This is a genomic window from Pseudomonas sp. PvP027, from assembly GCF_017833005.1.
GTDB lineage: Bacteria > Pseudomonadota > Gammaproteobacteria > Pseudomonadales > Pseudomonadaceae > Aquipseudomonas > Aquipseudomonas congelans.
The window spans coordinates 1,281,968-1,305,915 of sequence record NZ_JAFIBK010000001.1; the positions used below are offsets into that span (position 1 = coordinate 1,281,968).

Annotated in this window: 17 protein-coding genes and 1 other RNA gene; 7 read left to right on the forward strand and 11 right to left on the reverse strand. The window is 61.0% G+C overall.

Annotation, left to right across the window (positions count from 1 at the left end):
• Positions 1-132: 132 nt before the first annotated feature.
• Positions 133-303: a PA1571 family protein gene (locus JOE33_RS05015; RefSeq protein ID WP_187626056.1), complete on the forward strand. Its 171-nt coding sequence runs from the start codon at positions 133-135 to the stop codon at positions 301-303.
• Between the two features lie 74 nt (positions 304-377).
• On the opposite strand, the gene pdxB is transcribed toward JOE33_RS05015, so the two are convergent.
• From pdxB to dnaX, 4 genes are all read right to left on the reverse strand, one after another.
• Entirely contained in the window at positions 378-1,520 is a 1,143-nt protein-coding gene (pdxB, locus tag JOE33_RS05020; protein WP_187626057.1) for a 4-phosphoerythronate dehydrogenase PdxB, read from the reverse strand.
• A gap of 89 nt (positions 1,521-1,609) precedes the next feature.
• Positions 1,610-1,864 carry a sulfurtransferase TusA gene (tusA, locus tag JOE33_RS05025; protein ID WP_187626058.1) on the reverse strand — a complete coding sequence of 85 codons (255 nt, stop codon included), beginning with the start codon at positions 1,862-1,864 and terminating at the stop codon, positions 1,610-1,612.
• Positions 1,865-2,024: 160 nt separating this feature from the next.
• Entirely contained in the window at positions 2,025-2,351 is a 327-nt protein-coding gene (locus JOE33_RS05030; RefSeq protein ID WP_002552818.1) for a YbaB/EbfC family nucleoid-associated protein, read from the reverse strand.
• A gap of 61 nt (positions 2,352-2,412) precedes the next feature.
• Positions 2,413-4,623, reverse strand: a complete 2,211-nt coding sequence (gene dnaX, locus JOE33_RS05035; protein WP_187626059.1) for a DNA polymerase III subunit gamma/tau — start codon at positions 4,621-4,623, stop codon at positions 2,413-2,415.
• Between the two features lie 100 nt (positions 4,624-4,723).
• Between dnaX and JOE33_RS05040 the strand changes: the two genes are divergently transcribed.
• Positions 4,724-5,518, forward strand: coding sequence for a transporter substrate-binding domain-containing protein (locus tag JOE33_RS05040; RefSeq protein WP_096101209.1), 795 nt, complete (start codon positions 4,724-4,726; stop codon positions 5,516-5,518).
• Between the two features lie 93 nt (positions 5,519-5,611).
• Positions 5,612-7,297, forward strand: coding sequence for an acid phosphatase (gene acpA / locus JOE33_RS05045; protein ID WP_096243368.1), 1,686 nt, complete (start codon positions 5,612-5,614; stop codon positions 7,295-7,297).
• A 5-nt stretch (positions 7,298-7,302) separates the two neighbouring features.
• On the opposite strand, the gene JOE33_RS05050 is transcribed toward acpA, so the two are convergent.
• Together JOE33_RS05050 and ffs are read right to left on the reverse strand one after the other, a co-directional pair.
• The gene (locus tag JOE33_RS05050) at positions 7,303-8,427 is read right to left on the reverse strand and encodes a mechanosensitive ion channel family protein (protein ID WP_096131466.1); all 1,125 of its coding nucleotides are present in this window, start codon (positions 8,425-8,427) and stop codon (positions 7,303-7,305) included.
• Positions 8,428-8,760: 333 nt separating this feature from the next.
• An RNA gene (ffs, locus tag JOE33_RS05055) (signal recognition particle sRNA small type) lies at positions 8,761-8,857 on the reverse strand.
• 226 nt (positions 8,858-9,083) lie between these two features.
• On the opposite strand from ffs, the gene JOE33_RS05060 reads away from it, so the two are divergent.
• Positions 9,084-9,572 (forward strand): GNAT family N-acetyltransferase, encoded by a 489-nt coding sequence (locus tag JOE33_RS05060; protein WP_096125641.1) that lies wholly within the window; start codon positions 9,084-9,086, stop codon positions 9,570-9,572.
• Between the two features lie 57 nt (positions 9,573-9,629).
• Here the strand turns inward: JOE33_RS05060 and JOE33_RS05065 are convergent, their stop codons facing one another.
• The 5 genes from JOE33_RS05065 to JOE33_RS05085 form a co-directional block, all read right to left on the reverse strand.
• Complete coding sequence (locus tag JOE33_RS05065) at positions 9,630-10,796, reverse strand: putative zinc-binding peptidase (protein ID WP_010427151.1); 1,167 nt, start codon at positions 10,794-10,796, stop codon at positions 9,630-9,632.
• 296 nt (positions 10,797-11,092) lie between these two features.
• Entirely contained in the window at positions 11,093-13,456 is a 2,364-nt protein-coding gene (ligA, locus tag JOE33_RS05070; protein ID WP_187626060.1) for an NAD-dependent DNA ligase LigA, read from the reverse strand.
• Between the two features lie 129 nt (positions 13,457-13,585).
• Complete coding sequence (zipA, locus tag JOE33_RS05075) at positions 13,586-14,449, reverse strand: cell division protein ZipA (RefSeq protein WP_010427154.1); 864 nt, start codon at positions 14,447-14,449, stop codon at positions 13,586-13,588.
• 250 nt (positions 14,450-14,699) lie between these two features.
• On the reverse strand, positions 14,700-18,188 hold the full coding sequence (gene smc / locus JOE33_RS05080; RefSeq protein WP_209924042.1) for a chromosome segregation protein SMC: 3,489 nt from the start codon (positions 18,186-18,188) through the stop codon (positions 14,700-14,702).
• Between the two features lie 4 nt (positions 18,189-18,192).
• Positions 18,193-18,852 (reverse strand): GntR family transcriptional regulator, encoded by a 660-nt coding sequence (locus JOE33_RS05085; RefSeq protein WP_054993733.1) that lies wholly within the window; start codon positions 18,850-18,852, stop codon positions 18,193-18,195.
• 276 nt (positions 18,853-19,128) lie between these two features.
• On the opposite strand from JOE33_RS05085, the gene xdhA reads away from it, so the two are divergent.
• From xdhA to xdhC, 3 genes are read left to right on the forward strand one after another with little or no spacing between them, the layout of a single operon-like run.
• Complete coding sequence (xdhA, locus tag JOE33_RS05090; RefSeq protein ID WP_187625669.1) at positions 19,129-20,583, forward strand: xanthine dehydrogenase small subunit; 1,455 nt, start codon at positions 19,129-19,131, stop codon at positions 20,581-20,583.
• Complete coding sequence (gene xdhB / locus JOE33_RS05095; protein ID WP_187625670.1) at positions 20,576-23,095, forward strand: xanthine dehydrogenase molybdopterin binding subunit; 2,520 nt, start codon at positions 20,576-20,578, stop codon at positions 23,093-23,095. Before xdhA ends, xdhB begins: the two co-directional genes overlap by 8 nt.
• Entirely contained in the window at positions 23,092-23,931 is an 840-nt protein-coding gene (xdhC, locus tag JOE33_RS05100) for a xanthine dehydrogenase accessory protein XdhC (protein WP_187625671.1), read from the forward strand. The genes xdhB and xdhC overlap by 4 nt, the downstream gene beginning before the upstream one ends.
• Positions 23,932-23,948: the final 17 nt, after the last annotated feature.

Genomic DNA, 23,948 nt, shown 5'->3' on the forward strand with positions numbered 1-23,948 from the left:
AAGCGCCTGCTGGCAGATTTGCATCATCTCTGTTGCACTTGGAGCGCGTTTGAGCGGCTGACAGAACCTGTCACGGACCGGTCATCAAGCGCGGTTAACTTAACGCCGTTACCTGATGAAAGGAGAAACACCATGGACCCGCAAGAGCGCAGCAACGAAGTTCAGGTCGTTCGAGCCACGCCCAATCTGCCGGTTGGCGGTGCAGTTCTCGACCAGCACGGGGAAGAAGTCCTGATCACCGAAGAAATGGTTCAGGCTGCCTGCCAGGAATGCGACAAGCACTGGGTAACCCCGGAAAAATAAGACCGAGCTGTACCAGACATTTGAAACCCGACCACAAGGTCGGGTTTTTTATTGCGCGATAGCGCGGCTGGCAATCAGACCAGCACCGCACCCAGCGCGCGCACCAGTTGCGCCAACGCCTCGGACTCACCTTCCAGGTGCACCTTCAGCCTTTCGATTTCCCGGCGTGGCGGGTACTGCTTGCGCAATGCATCGAAGGCCAGACGCTGGCTGACGGTGTCACCGGTCAGACTGCGACGGAAATCCGCGTCGTCACGCCGCGGGTCATACACGCCGCGGCACAGCATATTAAGCGCCCAGACCGGGTCGCAGTCCGCGTCGAGACTGACCTGCGCCAGCCAGGGTTTTGGCAGCAAATCGTCCAGCTCGATGGTCGCGGGCTGATCAAGAAAGCCACACAGCGCCTGGTAGATCTGTGCGGTGCCGCGCTGCCTGCCATCCAGGCTGTAACCGGCGATATGCGGTGTACCCAGAACACACAGGTCAGCCAGCGCGACGTTGACCTGCGGCTCACCTTCCCACACGTCCAGCACGGCCTGCAGGTCTTCCCGCTCAAGCAACACGTCGTGCAGCGCTGCGTTATCCACCACGGCACCACGGCTGGCATTGATCAGCCAGGCACCCTGCCTGAGCTGACGCAAACGCGCGTCGTCGAGCAGGTGCCAGGTCGGTGACGCCCCGGCTTTGCTCAGGGGCGTGTGCAGGCTGATGACGTCACAGCGCTGCAGGATCTCGTCGAGGCTGACGAAGTCGCCACCTTCGGCAGCCTGGCGTGGCGGATCGCAGACCAGCACGTTCCAGCCCAAGGCCTTCAATACGCTGATCAGCCGACCACCCACCTGCCCTGCACCGACCACACCATAAGTGCGCTGCGCAAGGTCGACGCCTTCGATTTCAGCCAGGGTCAACAGGCTGCCGAGGACGTAGTCCACCACGCCACGCGCATTGCAGCCCGGTGCGCTGGCCCACTGGATACCGGCTTGCTGAAACCAGTCCAGATCCAGGTGATCGGTGCCGATGGTGCAGGTCCCGACAAAACGCACCGGGCTGCCTTCAAGCAGTTCGCGGGTCACTGCGGTGACGGAGCGAACCAGCAGGATGTCGGCGTCAGCCACGGCGGCACGGTCCATGGCGCGGCCCGGCAAGCGATGGATCTCACCGAAATGAGCAAAAAAAGCGTCGAGCAGGGGAATATTTTCGTCAGCAACAATGCGCATGGAAGACTCTCTGGGTCTGGCGAACAGGGACCTGCTCGAATCGGGAACAGGTGCGTCGTGAACAGGCGCGGGTTGCAGCGATGTGACGATCAGTCGGCCTTCTTGCGGATCCAGTACAGGAACGTGCCCTCTTCGGCTTGCTCTGCAACCAGTTCATGACCGAGGAATACACAGAATTTCGGGATATCGCGACGCGTGGACGGATCGGTTGCAATGACCTTGAGCAGAGCGCCCGCAGGCAGATCACGCACCTTCTGGTGCAACATCATCACAGGTTCCGGACAAAACAGCCCGACGGCGTCCAGCTCGGCGTCGACAGTAAGGTTTTCAATGGGCTCAGACATGGGGCACTCCAGAGACGGGGGACGATTGTCGCTCAATTCAGTCGCTCAGGCCAAATACTGATGGTAGTGATGAAGCCGAACAACGGAGCCCGGCCAGCCACACAGCAGACAGAAAAATGCCAGGCACAGGGCCTGGCATTGATCATGACCCGGACGACCGTCAGAACGGCAGCTTCATACCGGGCGGCAACTGCATGCCGGCAGTCATGGAAGCCGTCTTGTCCTGGCTGGCCTGCTCGATCTTGCGCACAGCGTCGTTGACGGCAGCGGCGATCAGGTCTTCCAGCACTTCCTTGTCTTCCTGCATCAGGCTGTCATCCAGATTGATGCGCTTGACGTCATGACGACCGGTCATCACCACGCTCACCAGGCCTGCGCCCGATTGACCGGTGACTTCCGCGTTGGCCAGCTCTTCCTGCATCTTGGCCATTTTTTCCTGCATTTGCTGCGCCTGCTTCATCAGGCCAGCCATGCCACCTTTCATCATGGGATATCTCCTCGAAAATGGATGGTTCGTTTGCGTGGCGCCAGCGGCGCCCTGTGTTCAGTTATTGAGCCTGCACCGCAGGCGCGTCCACGGGTTTGATCGTGTCTTCCCGGATCACAGCGCCAAACTGTTGCAGCATCTGCTGGATGTACGGGTCGGCCTGGATCGAGGCTTCGGCTTGGCGCTGACGCTCGGCACGCAGCCGTGAAGCAGCCTGCGCAGGGGTTTCCTGCTCGGGCTTGATCAACTCGATATTCAGATTGATCGTGCGCCCATGGTACTGGTTCAACGCATCGTTCAGGCGCCGCTGCTGAGTCGAGTTGAACAGCGCGCTGTGCGCCGGGTCGAGGTGCAGCAGCCAGTTGTCGCCATCGGCCGAGATCAATGTGCAGTTGGCCGCGATGCTGCCGGTCATGCCGGAGATCGGCAGCTTGGGGAATACGTCCAGCCACTCGGCAGCCAGACCGGTGGCCGGTTTGGCCGCCGGGGCAGGCTCCGGTTCGACGGCTTCCAGCTCGACGACACTTTCGTGGGCCAGCTCATCCAGATAGCTATAGGACGCCGGGTCTATATCGATATCCGGCTCGACGTAATCGTCGTCCGCTGGCGGCTCGTCGTCACGGCCCATGGGCCCGGAGTCGGAAGACATGGCGTCGGCGTGCATGGACATATACGCAGAGTCCGGGATGGCTTCGAGCATTGCCGGCGTGACCGACTGCTCGGCAACCGGTTGCGCGGGCGCAGGCTCGGCCTCGGGCGCGGCCGGCACCGGGCTGGCGGGCGCAGGTGTCGGCATGGGCGTCAGGTCGGGCTGCTCGGAAACGGTCTCCAGAACCGGCTCCGCTACTGGCTCGGCTTCGCTATCAGGCGCAGTTTCGGCGGCGGGTTCAGCAACTGGTGATTTCGGCTCATTCCACGGCAGGTCAAGGTCTTCGACTGGCGCGGCTTGTGGCTCCGGCTTGGATTGCGGCTGTACCGCGGGCTCTGCCCGGGTGGCGGCCGGCATCGGAGCTGCCGCAGGCGGCAGCGCTTCGAAGGCCGGATCGGGCGCAGCCATCACCGGAGCGGTCGACACTGCGGGAGCTGCCGATGCAACAGGTGTCGCATCCGCCACTGCTTTTCGGGAATCAACCGTGGCCTGGCTGATCCCCACTGGCTTTAGCAGCTGCCTCGGCGCGTCATCGCTGTCGGCAGGCCGGAACGCCAGCATGCGCAGCAGGACCATCTCGAAGCCGCCACGCGGATCAGGGGCCAACGGCAGGTCACGACGACCAATCAAGCCCATCTGGTAGTAAAACTGCACGTCTTCGGCAGGCAGGGCCTGCGCCAGGGCAAGCACCCGGTCACGATCGCCATGACCATTGTCGACACCTTCCGGCAACGCCTGGGCAATCGCCACACGGTGCAGCACGTTGAGGATTTCCGAGAGCACGCCATTCCAGTCAGGGCCCTGCTCGGCCAGGTGACGTACCGCCTCCAGTACTCCGCGGGCATCGCCTTCCAGCAACGCGGTCAGCACATCGAACACCTGGCCGTGGTCCAGCGTGCCGAGCATGGCACGTACATCGGCGGCCATGACCTTGCCTTCGCCGAAGGCAATGGCCTGATCGGTGAGGCTCATCGCATCACGCATCGAACCGTCGGCGGCGCGCCCGAGCAGCCACAGCGCATCGTCTTCGAACGGCACATTCTCGACGCCCAGCACGTGGGTCAGGTGCTCGACCACACGTTCAGGCGTCATGTTCTTCAGCGAGAACTGCAGGCAGCGCGAAAGAATGGTCGCCGGCAGCTTTTGCGGATCGGTGGTGGCGAGGATGAACTTGACGTAGGGCGGCGGCTCTTCAAGCGTCTTGAGCAAGGCGTTGAACGAGTGACTGGAAAGCATGTGCACTTCGTCGATCAGGTAAACCTTGAAACGACCGCGACTGGGCGCGTACTGCACGTTATCCAGCAACTCGCGCGTGTCCTCGACCTTGGTGCGGCTGGCGGCATCGATTTCGATCAGGTCCACGAAACGGCCCTCGTCGATCTCCTTGCACACCGAGCAGGTGCCGCAAGGCGTCGAGGTGATGCCGGTTTCACAATTCAGGCACTTGGCGATGATGCGCGCGATAGTGGTTTTGCCGACGCCCCGTGTGCCGGTAAACAGATAGGCATGGTGCAGGCGCTGGCTGTCCAGCGCGTTGATCAGGGCCTTCAACACATGAGCCTGGCCGACCATTTCGCGGAACGAGCGCGGACGCCATTTACGTGCAAGAACCTGATAACTCATTTAAAACCGTCGCAACTGGTAAGCGGAAGACCGCCAATGCTAGCCGAGCAGGGGCAAAATTGCATCTGGTGTCCGTCTGTATTGTGGCTAAGCTGTGCAAATGACTCTATTGACGCGCTTTATCCGGGCCTTCACCACGCCGCGGCTGCCTCGTGCAGCGGCGGTCTGCCTGCTATTGCTGTTGCCGCAGACCGGCCGCGCGACGCAGGAGACCTTGAGCTTTGCGGTCAACGAAGGCTGGACCATGCCGATGATGCACATCACCGACTTTCGTCCCGAATCCGGCATTCTGTTCGACATCATGCAAAGCCTTGCACACCATGTGGGCCTTGAAGCGAGTTATCACGTGATGCCGCGCCTGCGTATCCAGTCGGCGCTGGAGCGCGGCGAAGTCGACATGCACTGCTATAGCGCCCAGGCGTGGTACCCGGACCTGTCCGGGGACTACCTGTGGAGCCTGCCGATTCTCTATCAACGCGACTGGCTGGTCGCTTCGGCGGCAACGGCTGCCGGCCCCTACCCCGAACAGTTCGACAATGAAACCGTCGGTACCGTGCTGGGCTACACCTACCCGGCCCTGCAGCATCTTTTCGAGGCGCACAAACTGGTCCGTGAAGATGCACGCACGCAGAACCAGACGCTCGGCAAGCTGATGGCCGGGCGCTACAACTACGCGGTGACCAATCAGTTGATCCTCGAATGGACCAACCGGAACCTGCCCATCGGCAAGAAACTCAAGCCGATATCGCTGGTCGCCGAACAGCCGGCCGCCTGCATGATCCGCAATAACCCCGACCTGCCAGTGGGCAGAATTTTGCGCACGCTGGTGCAGATGCGTCTGTCGGGCGAGATTCAGCAAATCATCGATCACTACACCACGCCCACTGCCCCCTGATCCTTCATCTGCGCTGTCGCAATAGCGTCATATTCCATCGTTACGCTCGCCTGAAATCTTTGGTAACACATAAACCAGCGCGAGTATTTGGCGATGAGCGACAGACCAGACGACGAAGATACCAACGAAAACCCCAGCCGCCGTCGTTTTCTGGGCGGGATGGCTGCCTTGGGTGCAGGCGTCACCCTGAGCAGCTACGTTTCCGCCCACGAAAAGCCGCCTGGCGACAACGAACGGCACCATCACCTTGCCGGACCCGCGCTGGATCGCGCCCTGCGCGAGAATGTGAAAACCATCGTGGTGATCTACGCCGAGAACCGCAGCTTCAACAACCTGTTCGGTGATTTCCCCGGCGTCGAAAAGCCACTCTCTTCGCTCAGGCCATCCGATTACGAGCAGCGCGACCGCGACGGCACCCGGTTGTCCAAACTGCCACCGGCCTGGGGCGGTGTGCTGCAGGTCGGACCGCAAACCGTCGATGGCGTGACCTATCCGGTGGGCGAGCAGTTTCAGCAAGACCTGCCCAACGCGCCGTTCCCGCTTAAAGGGCCAAAGGGTGAAGACCTGCCGCTGAGCCTGGTGACCCGCGACCTGTGGCACGTCTTTTACCAGAACCAGATGCAGATCAACGACGGCAAGAATGATCGCTTCGTGGCCTGGGCTGATGCGGGCGGCCTGACCATGGGCAACTACGCACAGACTCAGTACTCGCTGCGCCTGTGGGACGTGGCCAAGGAGTTCGTGCTGTGTGACAACTTCTTTCAGGGTGCTTTCGGCGGCTCGTTCCTCAACCACCAGTACCTGATTTCAGCCACCGCGCCTATTTACCCGAACGCCGCCGAATCTCCGGCCAAGTCGCAAATCGCTACTCTGCAGAGTTTCAACCCGCATGACCCGCGCCTCAAGCCGCTCGACCAGTCGCCGGCCAGCGCCATGGACGGACCGCCACAGTTCGGGCCCAGCGCTATCACGCCGGACAATTACGCCGTCAACACCATGGCCCCGCCCTACTGGCCAACCTGGTTGCGCGACCCGCAGAACCCTGATTACTCGAAACCGGATCTGCCCAACGTACTGGTTCCGCAAGGCCATGAGCACATCGGTGACAAGCTGTCGAAAAGGAATGTGGACTGGGCCTGGTATGCCGGTGCCTGGCAAGTGACGCTGGATGAATTCAAGGACTCCACCGGGATCCCGAAAATCCCCAACTTTCAATATCATCACCAGCCGTTCAACTACTTCAAGCAGCAAGGTCCACAGCACCCTGAAGAACGCAAGAAGCGTCTGCGTGACGGTGGGCTGGGTGACGAGTCAAGCACCAATCGCTTCCTCGCCGATGCCGAAGCGGGCAAGTTGCCTGCCGTTACCTTCTACAAACCCCAGGGCAACCTGAACATGCACGCCGGTTACGCCGACGTGGCGGCGGGTGACCGGCACATCGACCGGGTCATCAAGGTGCTGCGTAAGAGCCCGCAGTGGGACAACATGGTGATCGTCGTCACCGTCGACGAGAACGGCGGCTGGTGGGACCACGTCGCACCGCCCAAGGGCGATCGCTTCGGTCCCGGCACACGCGTTCCGGCGCTGGTCATCTCGCCTTTCGCCCGCAAGGGCAAGGTCGACCACACGGTTTACGATACCGCCTCGATCCTGCGCCTGATCACCCGCGTACATGGCCTGGAAAAGCTCGACGGTCTGAAACGTCGCGACGAGGCCATGATCGCGCGTGGCCAGACGCCGATGGGCGACCTGACCAACGCGCTGCAGTTTCCGGCCTGATTCCATCAGGTCGTCGCGTCGGCAGCTTCCAGCGCAGTAGGACGAGCGGTTTTCACCGGTGGCAGGGACGCCACGTACACCGTGCGGGACGGGAACGCGAAACGCACATCCAGTTCGGCAAAGGCGTCCATGATGTCCAGATTGATCGCCTGCTGCACATCCATGTAGACGTTGTAGCTGGGGTCGAGCACGATGAAAACGGTCTCGAACTCCAGTGATGTCTCGCCAAAACCCCGGAAATGCGAACGGTCGAAACGCGCCAGTTTCTGCGCGTTGATGATCGCTTCGACTTTCTTCGGCACTTCCCTGATCTGATCGACCGAGCAGTCATAGGTCAGCCTGAACTCGAAGACAATGCGCCGTTCCTGCAGACGTTTGTAGTTCTGGATGGTGTTGTTGATCATGTCGGCGTTGGCCATCACGATCTGCTCGCCCCCCAGGCTGCGGATGCGCGTGGTCTTCAGGCCGACGTGCTCGACCGTACCGGACAGCGCACCGACGACAATGAAGTCGCCAACTTCGAAAGGCTTGTCCACCGCGATGGACAGCGAGGCAAACACATCACCCAGAATGTTCTGCACCGCCAGCGCGACCGCAATACCGCCGACCCCGAGGCTGGCGACGAACGCAGTGATATTGACCCCGACGTTCGACAGCATCGCCATGACCACCGTGGCCCACAGCAACACTTTCGCGCCCCACAGACTCAACGTGGCCAACGCACTGCCCTGAAAGGTGCCGCCAGCGTTGTGACGCACGAAGTAGCGCTGCAACGCGAGCGCAATCGCCCGGTTTGCCCACAGCCCGACCTGCAATGCAGCGACCACGAACCACAGACTGCTGACCCGCCCGAGCCAGCGCTCCGGCAGATCGAGGATGCCGATGCCGATCAGGATCGAAGCCAGCAGCAACAAGGTATTACTGGTGCCGGACAGCACCTGCACCACGATGTATCGCATATGCGTACTGGGCGCATCCGCACGCGAACGCATCTTTCTAAGCACGAAACCGATCACGCCCCGGACCAGAATAAAACTCAGGGTCGAGGCGAAGATAGCCAGTATCCAGTTAGCGAGCGATATGCCCAGAAATTGCGAGTCTGTGAAAAATCTGATGATGTCCTGTTCCATCCGGCCCCCGGCTCCACTGCTGCGAGACGCCTGACCGAAAAGCCTGTGACACCCGCAGCGACTTGAATTGCCCCTTGCCGTAAAACGGTTTCAAGCGACGCGTAAGGGGTTAGGTGGCACATGGCGCCGAGGGTTCAGACGAATTCGGATCGCAGTACCGACCGTTCTATATCGGGATGGTCACACTCAGTGCAAAAGGTATCCATGCGCGGACACAGACGCAGGAAAGCTAACGCGCGTTCAGCATATGGCGAGGGTTTGGATGTACGGGGAGATATGGGGATTTCAGGACAACTGCGTCGAGGACCGACTGAAGATTCGTTAAGGTGGTGCCCCCACCAGCCACACCCCGGCACACAATGTTCCCGCTGTGGCTGCTTCCTTCCGGATCTGACCAGGTTCACGGGTAATCGTTGCGGGGGGACCGATGGGGTCACCATAACGACACTCACCAGTTGGCGAGCCGCGCCATTGTACCGGTCTTGCGCGAGTTTACAACCGTTGCTTCGGATAAAAATTTCGAGGGGGCTCAAGCACTTGTGTGCCGGGGCTGAAAGGCAAATGCGCATCGGTGATCGGCGTGACAAATCCTCGAAACCGCCCTATTCGTTCCTGTACCCTGCCCGCCTCAACAATAATCAGCCAGCAGGTTGCTCATGCAGACTCGATTGGTCGACTACCACGACCTCACCGCCTCTCAACGCCAGCAGCTCGGATACCTCGAGGTTACGCAGGAACAGATACAGTTCTCCGGCGATATTTACACCGCGCTCAATACGCTGCTGGTCAGACCCAGTCCGAATATTTGCGGCTTTGCGCTGCTCGGTGACGAGACGCCCGTCGGATTCTTCCTGCTCAAGCGTGATGATTGTCTGCCACATTGGGCGCAGGAGGATCTGACGGCGACACTGCATGCGTTGCAGATCGATCACCGTGAACAGGGCAAAGGGCTGGGCAAGGCGTGCCTGCAAGCGCTGCCTGCGGCGTTACGCCTGAAATGGCCAGACATCACTCAATTGATGCTGTCGGTGGATGCGGACAACCTGGCTGCCATCGGGCTTTATACAGGCCAGGGCTGGGTGGATACCGGTGAGGCGTATCGCGGGCGGATCGGTTTCGAGCGCAGGCTGACCCTGACGCTTTGACCCCGCTTAGAACACATGCCTGACACGCCGCCGAAGCGTGTCAGGCACAGCCCGTATTTACTGGGCCTGCAAAACCTCATCGGCCTTGCCACCGGCATCCTGAATCACCAGATGGATGAAGTGCAGCTTGGCGATGACCGCTGGCGGCAGCACGAACGGATAGAAATCCGGCTGCCCCATGCTGCGTGACAGCTCGTTGAGCATGCTCGCCAGCTCTATCCAGGCATTGACGAACGACAGGAACGCCGGACCGCCCGGATGCTGTGGATCGTAGAGCACTTCCAGCGGAAACGGCTGGTAATCGAGCTCCATGTCGCGGGCGCTCATGCCAAACCCCAGCGCGGTGTCGACCGCATCCATCATGTGCAGGTAGTGCGCCCAGGTTTCGGCCCAGTCTTCCCAAGGATGCATGGTCGCGTAGGCACTGACGAAGCTTTCCTGCCAGTCGTCCGGCGCGCCGTTCTTGTAGTGGTGATCGAGCGCGTCGGCATAGCTGGCGCGCTCGTCGCCGAACAGGTTGCGATAGCTGTCCTGCCAGTGGGTATTGGCAATGAGCCGATCCCAGTAGTAATGACCGACTTCATGACGAAAATGGCCAAGCAAGGTGCGATAGGGTTCGTGCATCTGGACGCGCATCGCTTCGCGGTGTGCGTCGTCGGCTTCTTCGATGTTCAGGGTGATCAGGCCATTGGCATGCCCTGTGGTCGGCAAGTTGCCTTCCAGATCGACACCGACAAAATCGAAAGCCAGGCCGGTTTCTTCGTCGACAGTCTTGGGAATGACCTGCAGGCCCAGGGAGATCAGCTGCGCGACCAGACGACGTTTGGCCGTCTCGACCTTGCGCCAGCGTTCGCCGTTTTCAACGACCGAGAGGTCGGGAATGGTGCGATTGAGGCTGCACGCGACACAGAATTCGCCGGCATTGTGCTCTGGAAAAAGCCAGTTGCAGGCTGCCGGGGTGCCAAGGTTGGCGCAACGCCGATACAGCCCGGCACCCGGCTCATCGCTCAAGCGCCAGGTAGTGGAATCAGGCCCCGCTTCGAGCGTGGCAACGCGCCCTTGTTCAGGCAGGTAGCCCAGCGCTGCAGAACAGGCCAGGCATTGGGTATTGGGGAAAAACACCGACTGGCCACAGGTGCACTGCCAGACCTTGCTGTTACGTTTGGATTCGCCGACAAATGGGGCGGTAATGCGTGAACTCAATTGCTCGAAGAAGCGGTACATGGCGATCTCCCGTTGACCTTGCATGGACTAGATCATGCCGACGTGTGAGGGGTTCAAAATATTATCGAGCGACGGGGAAGGATAGCGTCGACGGCGTTTGCCTGGGCGAAAACGGTGGGCGCACGGTAGTCGGGATTATCGTTCCTCACGCTCCAGCGTGGGAATGCAGTGCGTGACGCTGCGCGTCACAGATCTACGCCGCACCATCACACTCAAGATCGGACGCAGAGCGTTCAGAACTGCATGCGACGCGGAGCGTCGCACGATAATCAGGGCATACGGAGCGTCGGCCTTCCTCAATCAACCGCCACGCCCAGTTCGGTCAGGCGTTTGAGCAGTGCATCTTCGTCCAGCACGGTAAGGCCCAGTTCGTTGGCCTTGGTCAGCTTCGAGCCGGCGCCCGGCCCCGCGACCACGGTGTGGGTCTTGGCCGAGACCGAGCCGGACACCTTGGCACCCAGGCTTTCGAGTTTTTCCTTGGCGATGTCGCGGCTCATGCGTTCCAGCGAGCCGGTCAGTACCCAGGTCTGGCCGGCCAGCGGCAAGCCTTCGACGGTTTTTTTCTCGCTGCGCCAGTGCATGCCGAAGTCCTTGAGCTGGGCTTCGATGGCGCGGGCGCGATCGGCATGTGCGCTGTCGTCAAAGAAGTCACGGACCGACTTGGCCTGTTTCTCGGGCAGGGTCTGACGCATGTCCAGCCAGTCGGCGCTGATGATGGCCTCCAGCGTACCGAACCGGTCCGCCAGTTTCTGCGCAGCGCCCGGCCCTACCGACGGAATGTGCAATTTGTCGATCAGCCCTTCCAGCGTGGTACTGGCCGCGAACTCGGCGCCCAGCTCGCCCTGGTCCTGCAATTGCAGACCGCATTCACCAAGCAGCGCATCGATGACGTTACGGTTGTGCTCGTCCTCGAAGAAGCTGTGAATCTCGTAAGCGACCTCCAGGCCGACATCCGGCAGATAGGTCAACACTTCCGGCAAGGCCTGTTTGACGCGCTCCAGCGACGCCAGCGAACGCGCCAGAACCTTTGCCGTCTCTTCCCCCACGTCGGGAATGCCCAAGGCATAGATGAAGCGCGCCAGGGTCGGCTGTCGGCTGTCGGCAATGGCCTTGAGCAGCTTGTTGCTGGAGATCTCAGCGAAGCCTTCCAGATCGATGATCTGTTCGTACTTCAGCTTGTACAGGTCGGCAGGCGAGCCGATGAGTTTCTCATCGACCAGTTGCTCGATGGTCTTGTCCCCCAGCCCTTCGATGTCCATGGCACGACGCGACACGTAATGGATGATCGCCTGCTTGAGTTGCGCACCGCAGGCCAGACGCCCGACACAGCGATACACCGCGCCCTCGGTGACGGTTTCCTTGCCTTTGCTGCGCTTGATCAGCTGCGTGCGCTCGACATGCGAGCCGCACACCGGGCAGGTCTGCGGAACCTGCACCGCCCTGGCATTCTCGGGGCGGCGCTCGGCAACGACCTGCACCACCTGCGGAATCACATCACCGGCACGCCGGATGATCACCGTGTCGCCGATCATCAGGCCGAGCCGCGCCACTTCGTCCATGTTATGCAGCGTGGCGTTGGCGACCATGACGCCTGCCACCTTGACCGGCTTGAGCCGCGCGACCGGCGTCACTGCGCCAGTACGCCCCACCTGAAACTCGACATCCAGCAGTTCGGTGAGCTCTTCCATGGCGGGGAATTTGTGGGCAATCGCCCAGCGCGGCTCACGGGCGCGGAAGCCCAGTTCGCGCTGCGCTGCCAGGTTGTTGACCTTGAATACCACGCCGTCGATCTCGTAGCTCAGCGCCAGGCGCCGCTCACCGATATCGCGGTAATAGGCCAGGCACTCCTCGACGCCATTCGCCAGTTTCAGCTCGCGACTGACCGGCATGCCCCAATCTTTCAGCGCTTCAAGCACGCCGATATGCGTGTCGGCGATTTCTGCCGACGTCTGGCCCAGGCCATAGCAGCAGAACTCCAGCGGGCGGTTCGCGGTGATCTTGGAATCCAGCTGACGCAGGCTGCCCGCGGCTGCGTTGCGCGGGTTGGCGAAGGTCTTGCCGCCGATTTCCAGCTGACTGGCGTTGAGGCGCTCGAAACCAGCCTTGGACATGAACACTTCACCGCGCACTTCCAGCACATCCGGCCAGCCCTTGCCTTGCAGCTTGAGCGGGATGTTACGCACTGTGCGCACGTTGACACTGATGTCTTCGCCGGTGGTTCCGTCGCCGCGTGTCGCGCCCCGCACCAGAGCGCCGTCGCGATACAACAGGCTGACTGCCAGACCGTCCAGCTTGGGCTCGCAGCTGTACTGCACCTTGCTGCCTTCGCCAAACAGGTCTCCGGACGGCAGATCCAGCCCCTCGGTTACCCGTCGGTCGAACTCGAGCATGTCGTTTTCTTCGAACGCGTTGCCCAGGCTAAGCATCGGCATTTCGTGACGCACCTGGGTGAACGCCGACAAGGCAGCGCTTCCGACCCGTTGCGTCGGCGAATCAGGAGTGACCAGATGGGGGTTTTCCGCCTCCAGGGCCTTGAGCTCGTGAAACAGGCGGTCGTACTCGACATCCGGAATGCTCGGTTCATCCAGAACGTGGTAGCGGTAGTTGTGCTGATCCAGCTCTGCACGCAGTTCCAGGATTCGGGTTTCGACGGCCTTCATACGGTGTTCTCTCAAAAAGCAAAAAAGCAGCCGAGGCTGCTCAATCTGTTGGCTCTGTTCTGTTCAGGTCAGGCCCCGACAGGGCATGCCGCAGCACGCTCATGATCGGGGACCTGCCCAAGGGCTTGCTTAACCGCGACGCTGGGTCAACGCACGACGCTCGAACTCGACGATGCGCTGGCGATAATGCTCGATGGTCTGCGCCGTCATGACGCTGCGCTGATCATCCTTCAGTTCGCCATCCAGCTCGTGGGCCAGCTTGCGAGCGGCGGCAACCATGACGTCGAATGCCTGCTTGGGGTGACGAGGACCCGGCAAGCCGAGGAAGAAGCTGACTGCACGGGTGCTGAAATGGTCGATATCGTCCAGGTCGAACACGCCGGGCTTGACCGCATTGGCCATCGAGAACAGTACTTCGCCGTTGCCAGCCATGCTCTCGTGACGGTGGAAAATATCCATCTCGCCAAAACGCAGGCCGCTTTCCAGAATGTTCTGCAGCAGCGCCGGGCCCTTGAAACCGCCTTCGCTGCGCGAGATCACGCTGATGACCAGTACTTCCTCAACAGGAGGCAGGTCCTTGTCTTCGGTGATGCGCTGGGCCGGCTTGTCGTCCGGGAAATCGTCGTCGCGGCCCGTGAACAGGCTCGGGCCGTCGAGATCCAGATTCAGGTCGCCCTGCTGTGGCTCGTCCTTGCGCTTCTTGTCGCTACGCTTTTCACTGCTGCCACGCTTGCCTTCACGCGGGCTGGCGCTCATGGACGGCAGATCGTGCTCGTCGAGCTGCGGCTCCTTGTGCGTATCCAGCACACGGGGCGGACCCAGCACTTCGGCAGACGTGGTTTCTTCTTCATCCGGAAGGTTGGAGAAGCTCCGATCCAGTCTGAATTTCAATTTACCCTTGCTGCCGCGCATACGGCGCCAGCCATCAAAGAGAATACCGGCGATGACTATTATGCCGATGACGATCAGCCACTCGCGCAGACCGATTTCCATGTAATCCAGTGCCTCTAATGAAGAAATCTGAAAATAAGGGCCTAAACCCCTTTAATACGTGGTGCCAAGTCTATGTTCTGACTGGCAATTCGCCCACGCGAAAACAAAAAGTGGTCACTAAACTAGCACGACCAAAGGTAACTTTACACCGTCTGTTACGTCTCTTCGCCGCCCAAATTGCCATCCAATGTACAAGCGTCGCATTTTCAGGCCTCCGGGCAGCGATCTGGCCGCAGAACGAGGCGCTGAATCAGGCATCCACCAGCGCCATCGCCTGCTCCACATCCACCGCTACCAGCCGCGAACAACCGGGCTCGTGCATCGTCACCCCCATCAGTTGATCGGCCATTTCCATGGCGATCTTGTTGTGGGTGATGTAGATGAACTGCACCGTTTGTGACATTTCTTTCACCAACCGCGCATAGCGACCCACGTTGGCGTCATCCAGCGGCGCATCCACCTCGTCAAGCATGCAAAACGGCGCAGGATTGAGTTTGAAGATGGCAAAAACCAGTGCCAGCGCCGTCAGGGCTTTTTCACCGCCGGACAGCAAATGAATGGTGCTGTTCTTCTTGCCGGGGGGGCGCGCCATGATTGTCACCCCAGTATCGAGTAGATCTTCGCCCGTCAGTTCCAAATAAGCGGAGCCGCCACCGAAAACTTTTGGAAAAAGTGCCTGAATTCCGCTGTTTATCTGATCGAAGGTATCCTTGAAGCGGTTTCGGGTCTCCTTGTCGATCTTGCGGATGACGTTTTCCAGGGTGTCCAGCGCTTCGACCAGATCGGCATCCTGCGCATCCAGATAGCGCTTGCGCTCGGACTGCTGCTGATACTCGTCAATGGCCGCGAGGTTGATAGCGCCCAGACGCTGAATACGCCCGGCGATACTTTCCAGTTGCTGCTCGGCGGCCTGTTCGCTGGCTTCCGGCGTCAGGGTGGCGAGCACGCCGTGCAGGTCATAACCGTCTTCATGCAACTGGTCCTGCAAGGCTTTGCGCCGTACCGTCAGTGCCTGCCACTCCAGACGCTGTTGTTCCAGTTGGCCACGCAGCAGCTGCGATTGCTGCTCGGCTTGGGTCCGGCGCTTTTCTGCCTCACGCAATTCGCGGTCAGCGTCTTCGAGTGCGTTCTTGGCGATGCGCATTTCGTCATCGACCACCATGCGCCGCTCCAGCAGCTCTTCAAGCTTGAGGCGCAGCTCTTCGAGCGGGGCCTCACCCTCCTCCAGATTCAGGCTCAGTTGCTCGCGCTTCTCGGTAAGCCTTTCGGACTGCATGCGCAGGCGCTCCAGCGCCTGACGGGTCGAATCGTATTGCGCCTTGATCGAGCCCAGACGCACCGCCAGTTGATGACTGTGATCCTTGTGTTGCCGCGCATCCTGACGTATCCGGTCCAGACGCTCACGCAGCGCGTCGCGCTGGGCCTGGAGCACCTCGCGCTGCTCGGTATCCTGCGCCATGCTGTCCAGTGCGTCCTGCAATTGCAGGCGCGATTCGCCAAGGTGTTCGTGCTCGACAGCGCGCTGCTCGCCCAGCTCGGCCAACTCTTCATCAAGGCGGGTGCGCCGCAGGGTCAACTGCTCGACTTTTACCCGGACCGCCGACAGCTGTGCTTTCAGTTCGCTTTGCTGACGGGTTTCGTCCTGCACGCGACGGCGCAGCTGCTCACGCGCGTCTTCCTCCTGCGACTGTTGCTCGCGCAAAACCAGCAACCGCTCTTCCAGGGTGGCCAGAGTCGCCTCGCGCTCATCGCGTTCCAGACCCAGCCGCTGCAATTCCTGACCGCGAGCCAGCACACCGCTCTGCGCTTCACTGGCGCGGCGTACACGCAAAAAGTGCCGCCCCACCCAGTAGCCGTCACGACTGATCAGGCTCTGCCCGGCGCCGAGTTGTGCACGTCGCGCCAGCGCCTCGTCCAGATTCTCGACCGGAATCACTTGGCCCAGCCAGGCGGACAGATCAACCGCGCTGTCGACCTTTTCCAGCAGGCTGCCCGGCGCGCGAACCGTGTCAGCACCCGCGCTGAGCAAGCGCAGATCGCCCTGCTGAAAACCGGCCAGATCGAACCCGTCGAAGTCATCCACCAGCACGGCCTGCAAATCCGCGCCAAGCACGGTTTCCACGGCCATTTCCCAGCCGGCTTCGACGCTCAGCCCTTCGGCCAGACGCGGTCGCTCGGCCAGTTGCTGATCACGCAGCCACTCGGCGGTGCTGGTGTCCGGATCAAGTGCAGCCTGCTGCAGCGCCTCCAGAGACGCCAGCCGGCCGTTGAGACGTTGCAGTTCGCCCTGCGCCTGCTGTTGCGCCTGACTGGCCTGCTGCAATGCTTCGCGTAATTGCTCAAGCCGCTCGACCGCCTGCTCTTCGCCCATGTGCAGCTCTTCAAGGGTCATGTCACGGGTGGCGAGGTCTTCGCTCAATTCCAGAATGGCCGCGCCTTCCGGGTCGGCGGCCAGCAGTTGGCGCTCTTCGGCCAGACGTCGCTGGCGCTCGGCCAATCGTTCGATGCTCTGTTCCAGTTGCTGAATACGTGACTGCTGGACCTGGGCTTGACGCTGCGGCTCGGCGGATTGCTGATTGAAGACGTCCCACTTCTCCTGCCAGCCCTGCATGGCCGCTTCGGCGTCTTCCAGAGCGATCGCCGACTCCTCGGCTGCGGCGCTGGTCATTTCCTGCTCGGGCTCGAGCATCTCCAGCTCTTCGCCAAGGGTAGCGAGCAACGTGGTGTCGTGCCCAAGGTGCGATTCGGTTTCCTGGCGGGCACGCTCGGCTTCGCGCAGGTCATCCTGCAGTTGGCGCAGTCGCTGCTGACCGTGCTGAATGCTCTGCTCGACGCGGGCAATATCGCCGCCGACCGAATAAAAGCGGCCCTGCACCAGGTTGAAGCGCTCGGACAGGTCATGGTGGCCGTCACGCAGCCTTTCGATACTGGCATCGGCACTGCGCTGATCGGCCACCAGCGCCTCGAAGCCGACCTCCTGATTGCCGATAACAGCCTCGCGCTGCCCCACCAGATCATTCAGCGCCTGCCAGCGCAGGGCCGACAATTGCGCTTTCAGCTGGCGCTCTTCGGCCTTGTATTCCTGATACTTCTCGGCGGCCTGAGCCTGCCGGTGCAGACGCTCCAGCTGACGCTCGAGCTCCTCACGCAGGTCGGTCAGGCGTGCCAGGTTTTCATGGGTACGACGAATACGGTTTTCGGTTTCGCGGCGCCGTTCCTTGTACTTGGAGATCCCCGCAGCTTCTTCGATGAAGTTGCGCAGGTCTTCGGGCTTGGCTTCGATCAGCTTGGAGATCATGCCCTGTTCGATGATCGAATAGCTGCGCGGCCCCAGGCCGGTGCCGAGGAAGATGTCGGTGATGTCGCGACGGCGGCATTTTGTGCCGTTCAGATAGTAGCTGTTCTGGCTGTCGCGGGTCACTTTGCGGCGAATGGAGATTTCCGCATATGCCGCGTACTCGCCCACCAGCGTGCCGTCGGAGTTGTCGAACACCAGTTCGATGCTGGCCTGGCTGACCGGTTTGCGGCTGGTGGAGCCGTTGAAGATGACATCGGTCATCGACTCGCCGCGCAGGTTCTTGGCCGAGCTTTCGCCCATGACCCAGCGCACGGCATCGATGATGTTGGATTTGCCACAGCCATTGGGGCCGACGACAGCCGCCATGTTGCTGGGGAAGTTCACCGTGGTGGGGTCGACGAACGATTTGAACCCCGCCAGCTTGATGCACTTCAGGCGCACGGCGTCAGCCCGCTGCCAGGGCGGCCAGCACCAGCTGGCAGCTGCGCTGACAGTAGCTGACCAGCACGACACGAATCTTCGGCACATCCCGCACCATGACTGCGCCAAGCAGTTCGTCGAACAACGCCAGGTAGTCGCCCATATCGGCCTTGCGTTGCTCGAGCGCGAGGAAATAGCTGCGGCTCATGGAAGGCTGCAGGTTCTCGACGGTTTCCTCGAGGTACGGGTTGTTGGCGAATGGATAGGCCGCGCGCATGACATTGAAGCTCTCTTCGACGAATGCCTTGACGTCCTGCTGCTCGAAACTGGCCTGCAGACGCCGTTGTATCTGCACGAACGGCGCAAGATCATCCTCGGTCTTCCAGCGCTCCACAACCGCATTGGCCAGCAGAATGTACAGTTCGCTCATCAGGCTGCACAGGCTGGTGACGTTGTGCGCGTTGAGCACCGTGACCTGTGCGCCACGCCGCGGCAGGATCACCACCAGGTGGCGGCGCTCCAGAATCAGCAATGCTTCGCGCACGGAGCCACGGCTGACGTTCAACGCCTGCGTGACTTTCTGCTCCTGGATACGCTCTCCAGGCTTGAGCTCACCGCGAATGATCCGCTCGGCAAGATGATGAGCAATTTGCTCAGCGAGGCTGTCCGGGGCCTTGAACGTCATGACTATCCTTCAGAAAAAACCAGTTCCGCATGCAAGTCGCGGAGTGTATCGCAACCGGCACGGGTGGCGCAGGGCCATAAACACGGAAACTGGCACGAAATACGCAAAACCTTGAATACAGCCAGCAGGCGATTCAAGAACCAGGGGCTCTTTGATCGGCAGATTGCCGAAAAACTCAATTTCCTGACTCGGAAGTCAGAAACAAATTGACCCAATAAACAGAGCTGATAGATTCATTGACATGTCTGATGACAATAAACGTGAGGGCTTTGCGCCGTGATTCAGTTCCTTTTGAACCAAGAGCTAAAAACCGAGCGCAGCCTGAATCCGAACATGACCGTGCTGACCTACCTGCGTGAGCAGGCACACAAGCCCGGTACCAAGGAAGGTTGCGCCAGTGGCGACTGCGGTGCGTGCACCGTCGTGGTTGGCGAGTTGCACAGTGACGCCGACGGCGAGCAAACGCTGCGTTATCGCAGCCTCAATTCGTGCCTGACGTTCATGGCGTCGCTGCACGGCAAGCAATTGATCAGTGTCGAAGACCTCAAGCATCAGGGCCAGTTGCACAGCGTGCAGAAGGCGATGGTCGAGTGTCATGGCTCGCAATGCGGCTTTTGTACCCCGGGCTTTGTGATGTCGCTGTTTGCCCTGCAAAAGAACAGCAGCGAAGCCGATGCCCATCAGGCCCACGAAGCCCTGGCCGGCAACTTGTGTCGCTGCACCGGGTATCGCCCTATTCTGGCCGCCGCCGAGCAGTCTTGCGCACAGCGCCTGCCGGACCAGTTCGATCAGCGCCAGGCGCAGACCGTCGAGCGCCTGCGCGCCATCGCTCCGGCCCGCACGGATGAACTGAATGATGGCGAAAACCGCTGCTTCATTCCGCTGACCGTGGCGGATCTGGCGGATCTCTACGACAGCCATCCACAGGCGCGCCTGCTGGCCGGCGGCACCGATCTGGCCCTGGAAGTCACACAGTTTCACAAACAGCTGCCGGTGATGATTTACGTCGGACACATTGACGAGATGAAGGGCGTGAAGCGTTTCGACGACCACCTGGAGATCGGTGCGGCGACCCCGTTGACCGACTGTTATGCAGCACTCAAGGCCGAATACCCGGACTTCGGCGAGTTACTGCAGCGCTTTGCTTCGTTGCAGATCCGCAATCAGGGCACGCTGGGTGGCAACATCGGCAACGCCTCCCCCATCGGCGACTCCCCGCCGCTGCTGATCGCCCTTGGCGCGCAGGTCGTGCTGCGCAAAGGCAACAGTCAGCGCACCCTGGCGCTGGAAGACTATTTCATCGACTACAAGGTCACCGCCCGCCAGGAAAGCGAGTTCATCGAAAAGATCATCGTACCGACAGCCAATCCCCGGCAGACGTTTCGGGCCTACAAAGTCTCCAAACGACTGGACGATGACATCTCGGCGGTCTGCGCGGCTTTTCGTCTGACCCTGGAAGGCGGCGTCATCCACGAGGCTCGCGTAGCGTTCGGTGGTATGGCGGCGATCCCCAAGCGTGCAGCGGCCTGCGAAAAGGCGCTGATCGGACAGCCGTGGAGCTATGCGACCGTCGAACGCGCTTGCGCAGCACTGAGCGAGGACTTCACCCCGCTGTCGGATTTCCGGGCGAGCAAGGAGTACCGTCTGTTGAGTGCGCAGAACCTGCTGCGCAAGTACTTCATCGAGTTACAGACCCCAGCCGTTCCAACGCGGGTGACTGACTATGTCTGAGCATTCCAAACCCATCACCCAGGCCGAGATGCTTGCGGTGTTTCAGCAGGGTCTGAGCACCGGCGTAGGCCGCAGCGTCAAGCACGACAGTGCCGCCAAGCATGTGTCCGGCGAAGCGGTGTACATCGATGATCGCCTGGAATTTCCCAACCAGTTGCACGTGTACGCGCGCCTTTCCGACCGTGCCCATGCGCGAATCGTCAGCATCGATACCTCGCCCTGCTACGCCTTCGAAGGTGTGCGCATTGCGATTACCCATGAGGATATTCCGGGGCTGAAGGACATCGGGCCGTTGCTGCCCGGCGACCCGCTGCTGGCTATCGACAAGGTGGAGTTCGTCGGGCAACCGGTGCTCGCCGTGGCGGCTCGCGATCTGGACATTGCACGCCAGGCGGCCATGGCGGCGATCATCGAATATCAAGACCTGCCACCGGTGCTGGATGTGGTCCAGGCCCTGCGCCAGAAGCACTTCGTGCTCGACAGCCATACGCACAAGCGCGGTGACTCCGCCGCAGCACTGGCGCGCGCAACCCACCGCCTGCAGGGCAACCTGCACATTGGCGGCCAGGAACATTTCTACCTGGAAACCCAAATCTCCTCGGTGATGCCGACCGAAGACGGCGGCATGATCGTCTATTGCTCGACCCAGAACCCCACGGAAATCCAGAATCTGGTGGCCGAGGTTCTGGGCGTGCCGATGAACCGCATCGTGGTCGACATGCGCCGCATGGGCGGTGGTTTTGGCGGCAAGGAAACCCAGGCGGCCAGCCCGGCCTGCCTGTGCGCAGTGATTGCCCGCCTGACCGGCCAGCCCACCAAGATGCGCCTGCAACGCTTCGAAGACATGCAGATGACCGGCAAACGCCACCCGTTCTACATCGAGTACGACGTGGGTTTCGACGATGACGGACGTTTGCAGGGCATACAGCTGGATCTGGCCGGCAACTGCGGCTATTCGCCGGACCTCTCGGCGTCCATCGTCGACCGCGCCATGTTTCATGCCGATAACGCTTATTACCTGGGTGAGGCCACTGTCAACGGTCACCGCTGCAAGACGCACACCGCGTCCAACACCGCCTACAGGGGCTTTGGTGGCCCGCAGGGCATGGTCGCCATCGAAGAGGTCATGGACTGCATTGCACGCTTCCTCGGCAAAGACCCGCTGCACGTGCGCAAGGCCAACTATTACGGCAAGACCGAGCGTAACGTCACCCACTATTACCAGACGGTCGAACACAACCTGCTGGAAGAGATGACCGCCGACCTTGAGCAGAGCAGCCAGTACGCCGAGCGCCGCGAAGCGATTCGCGCTTTCAATGCCGGCAGCCCGGTACTGAAAAAAGGCCTGGCGCTGACGCCGGTCAAGTTCGGCATATCGTTTACCGCCAGCTTTCTCAATCAGGCCGGTGCGCTGATTCATATCTACACCGACGGCAGCATCCACCTGAACCATGGCGGCACCGAAATGGGCCAGGGCTTGAACATCAAGGTCGCACAGGTCGTGGCCGAAGTGTTCCAGGTGGACATCGACCGTATCCAGATCACCGCGACCAACACCGACAAGGTGCCGAATACATCGCCCACTGCAGCTTCGAGCGGCACCGACCTGAACGGCAAGGCGGCACAGAATGCCGCTGAAATCCTCAAGCAACGGCTGGTGGAGTTTGCCGCCAGGCACTATCAGGTGAGCGAAGCAGAGGTCGAGTTCCGCAATGGCCATGTGCGGATCGGCGAGCTGTTCCTGCCGTTCGCCGAGCTGGCGCAATTGGCGTGGATGGGTCAGGTGTCGCTGTCGAGCACCGGCTATTACAAGACGCCGAAGATTTTTTACGACCGCAGCCAGGCGCGTGGCCGGCCGTTCTATTACTACGCCTTTGGCGCAGCCTGCGTGGAGGTCATCGTCGATACGCTGACCGGCGAATACAAGATGTTGCGCACCGACATCCTGCACGACGTCGGCGCGTCGCTGAACCCGGCCATCGATATCGGTCAGGTCGAAGGCGGCTATATTCAGGGCGCCGGCTGGCTGACCACCGAGGAACTGGTGTGGAACGACAAGGGCAAGCTGATGACCAGCGGCCCGGCGTCCTACAAGATCCCGGCAGTGGCAGACATGCCGCTCGATCTGCGCATCAAGCTGGTAGAGAACCGCAAGAACCCGGAAGACACGGTGTTCCACTCCAAGGCCGTCGGCGAGCCGCCGTTCATGCTCGGCATCGCCGCCTGGTGCGCCATCAAGGACGCTGTGGCAAGCCTGGGTGACTACCGCCATCAACCGAACATCGACGCCCCGGCGACACCGGAAAAAGTATTGTGGGGCTGTGATCAGATGCGCCGGAACAGCGCTGCGCGTCGTGCATCCAGCGAAGGGGCCGAGCCGATTGTTTCCGCCTCTTCGCGGGCAAGTGAAGCTTCGCCAGGCTCGCCCTCACCTATTCAGGATGCGCCTGTGGGAGCGAGCTTGCTCGCGAAGGCGCCTGGCCTGGATCACTCTGTCCTGGAGCAGAAATGAACAACTGGATCAGCGCCCTGGCCGAGCTGCAGGCCCGTGGGGAACCCGGCGTTCTGGTAACCATCATCGAAGAGCTGGGCTCCACGCCGCGCAATGCCGGATCGAAAATGGTGGTCTGCGCCGAGCGCATCCACGACACCATCGGTGGCGGGCACCTGGAATACAAGGCCATGGAAATCGCCCGCGAGATGCTTGCCAGCGGCACCCGGCAGACGCGCCTGGAACGTTTCAACCTGGGTGCAAGCCTGGGCCAGTGTTGCGGTGGCGTGAACGTGCTGTTGTTCGAACCGATGGGCGAGCCCGTCGCGCAGATCGCCGTGTTCGGTGCCGGTCACGTCGGCCGCGCCCTGGTGCCGCTGCTGGCCAGCCTGCCCTGCCGGGTGCGCTGGATCGACAGCCGTGAGCAGGAATTCCCCGAACCGATGCCCGACGGCGTGATGAAGATCATCAATGACGAGCCGGTCGACGAGGTCGCGCAACTGCCGGTCGGTACCTATTGCATTGTGATGACCCACAACCATCAGCTGGATCTGGAACTGACTGCCGCCATCCTCAGCCGTGGCGACTTTGGTTACTTCGGGCTGATCGGCTCGAAAACCAAACGGGTCAAGTTCGAACATCGCTTGCGGGAACGCGGTTTCGACGCCAGTCTGCTGCAACGTATGCGTTGCCCGATGGGCCTGGCCGAGGTCAAAGGCAAACTGCCCATCGAGATCGCGGTGTCGATCGCCGCGGAAATAATCGCCACTTACAATGTCAGCTTTGGCCAACACACCGCCAACGCCGAACCTATCGCCAGACTGCTGCCTGCATCGCGCCGCAGTCAGTCGCAATGAGTCACAACGAGAGTGCC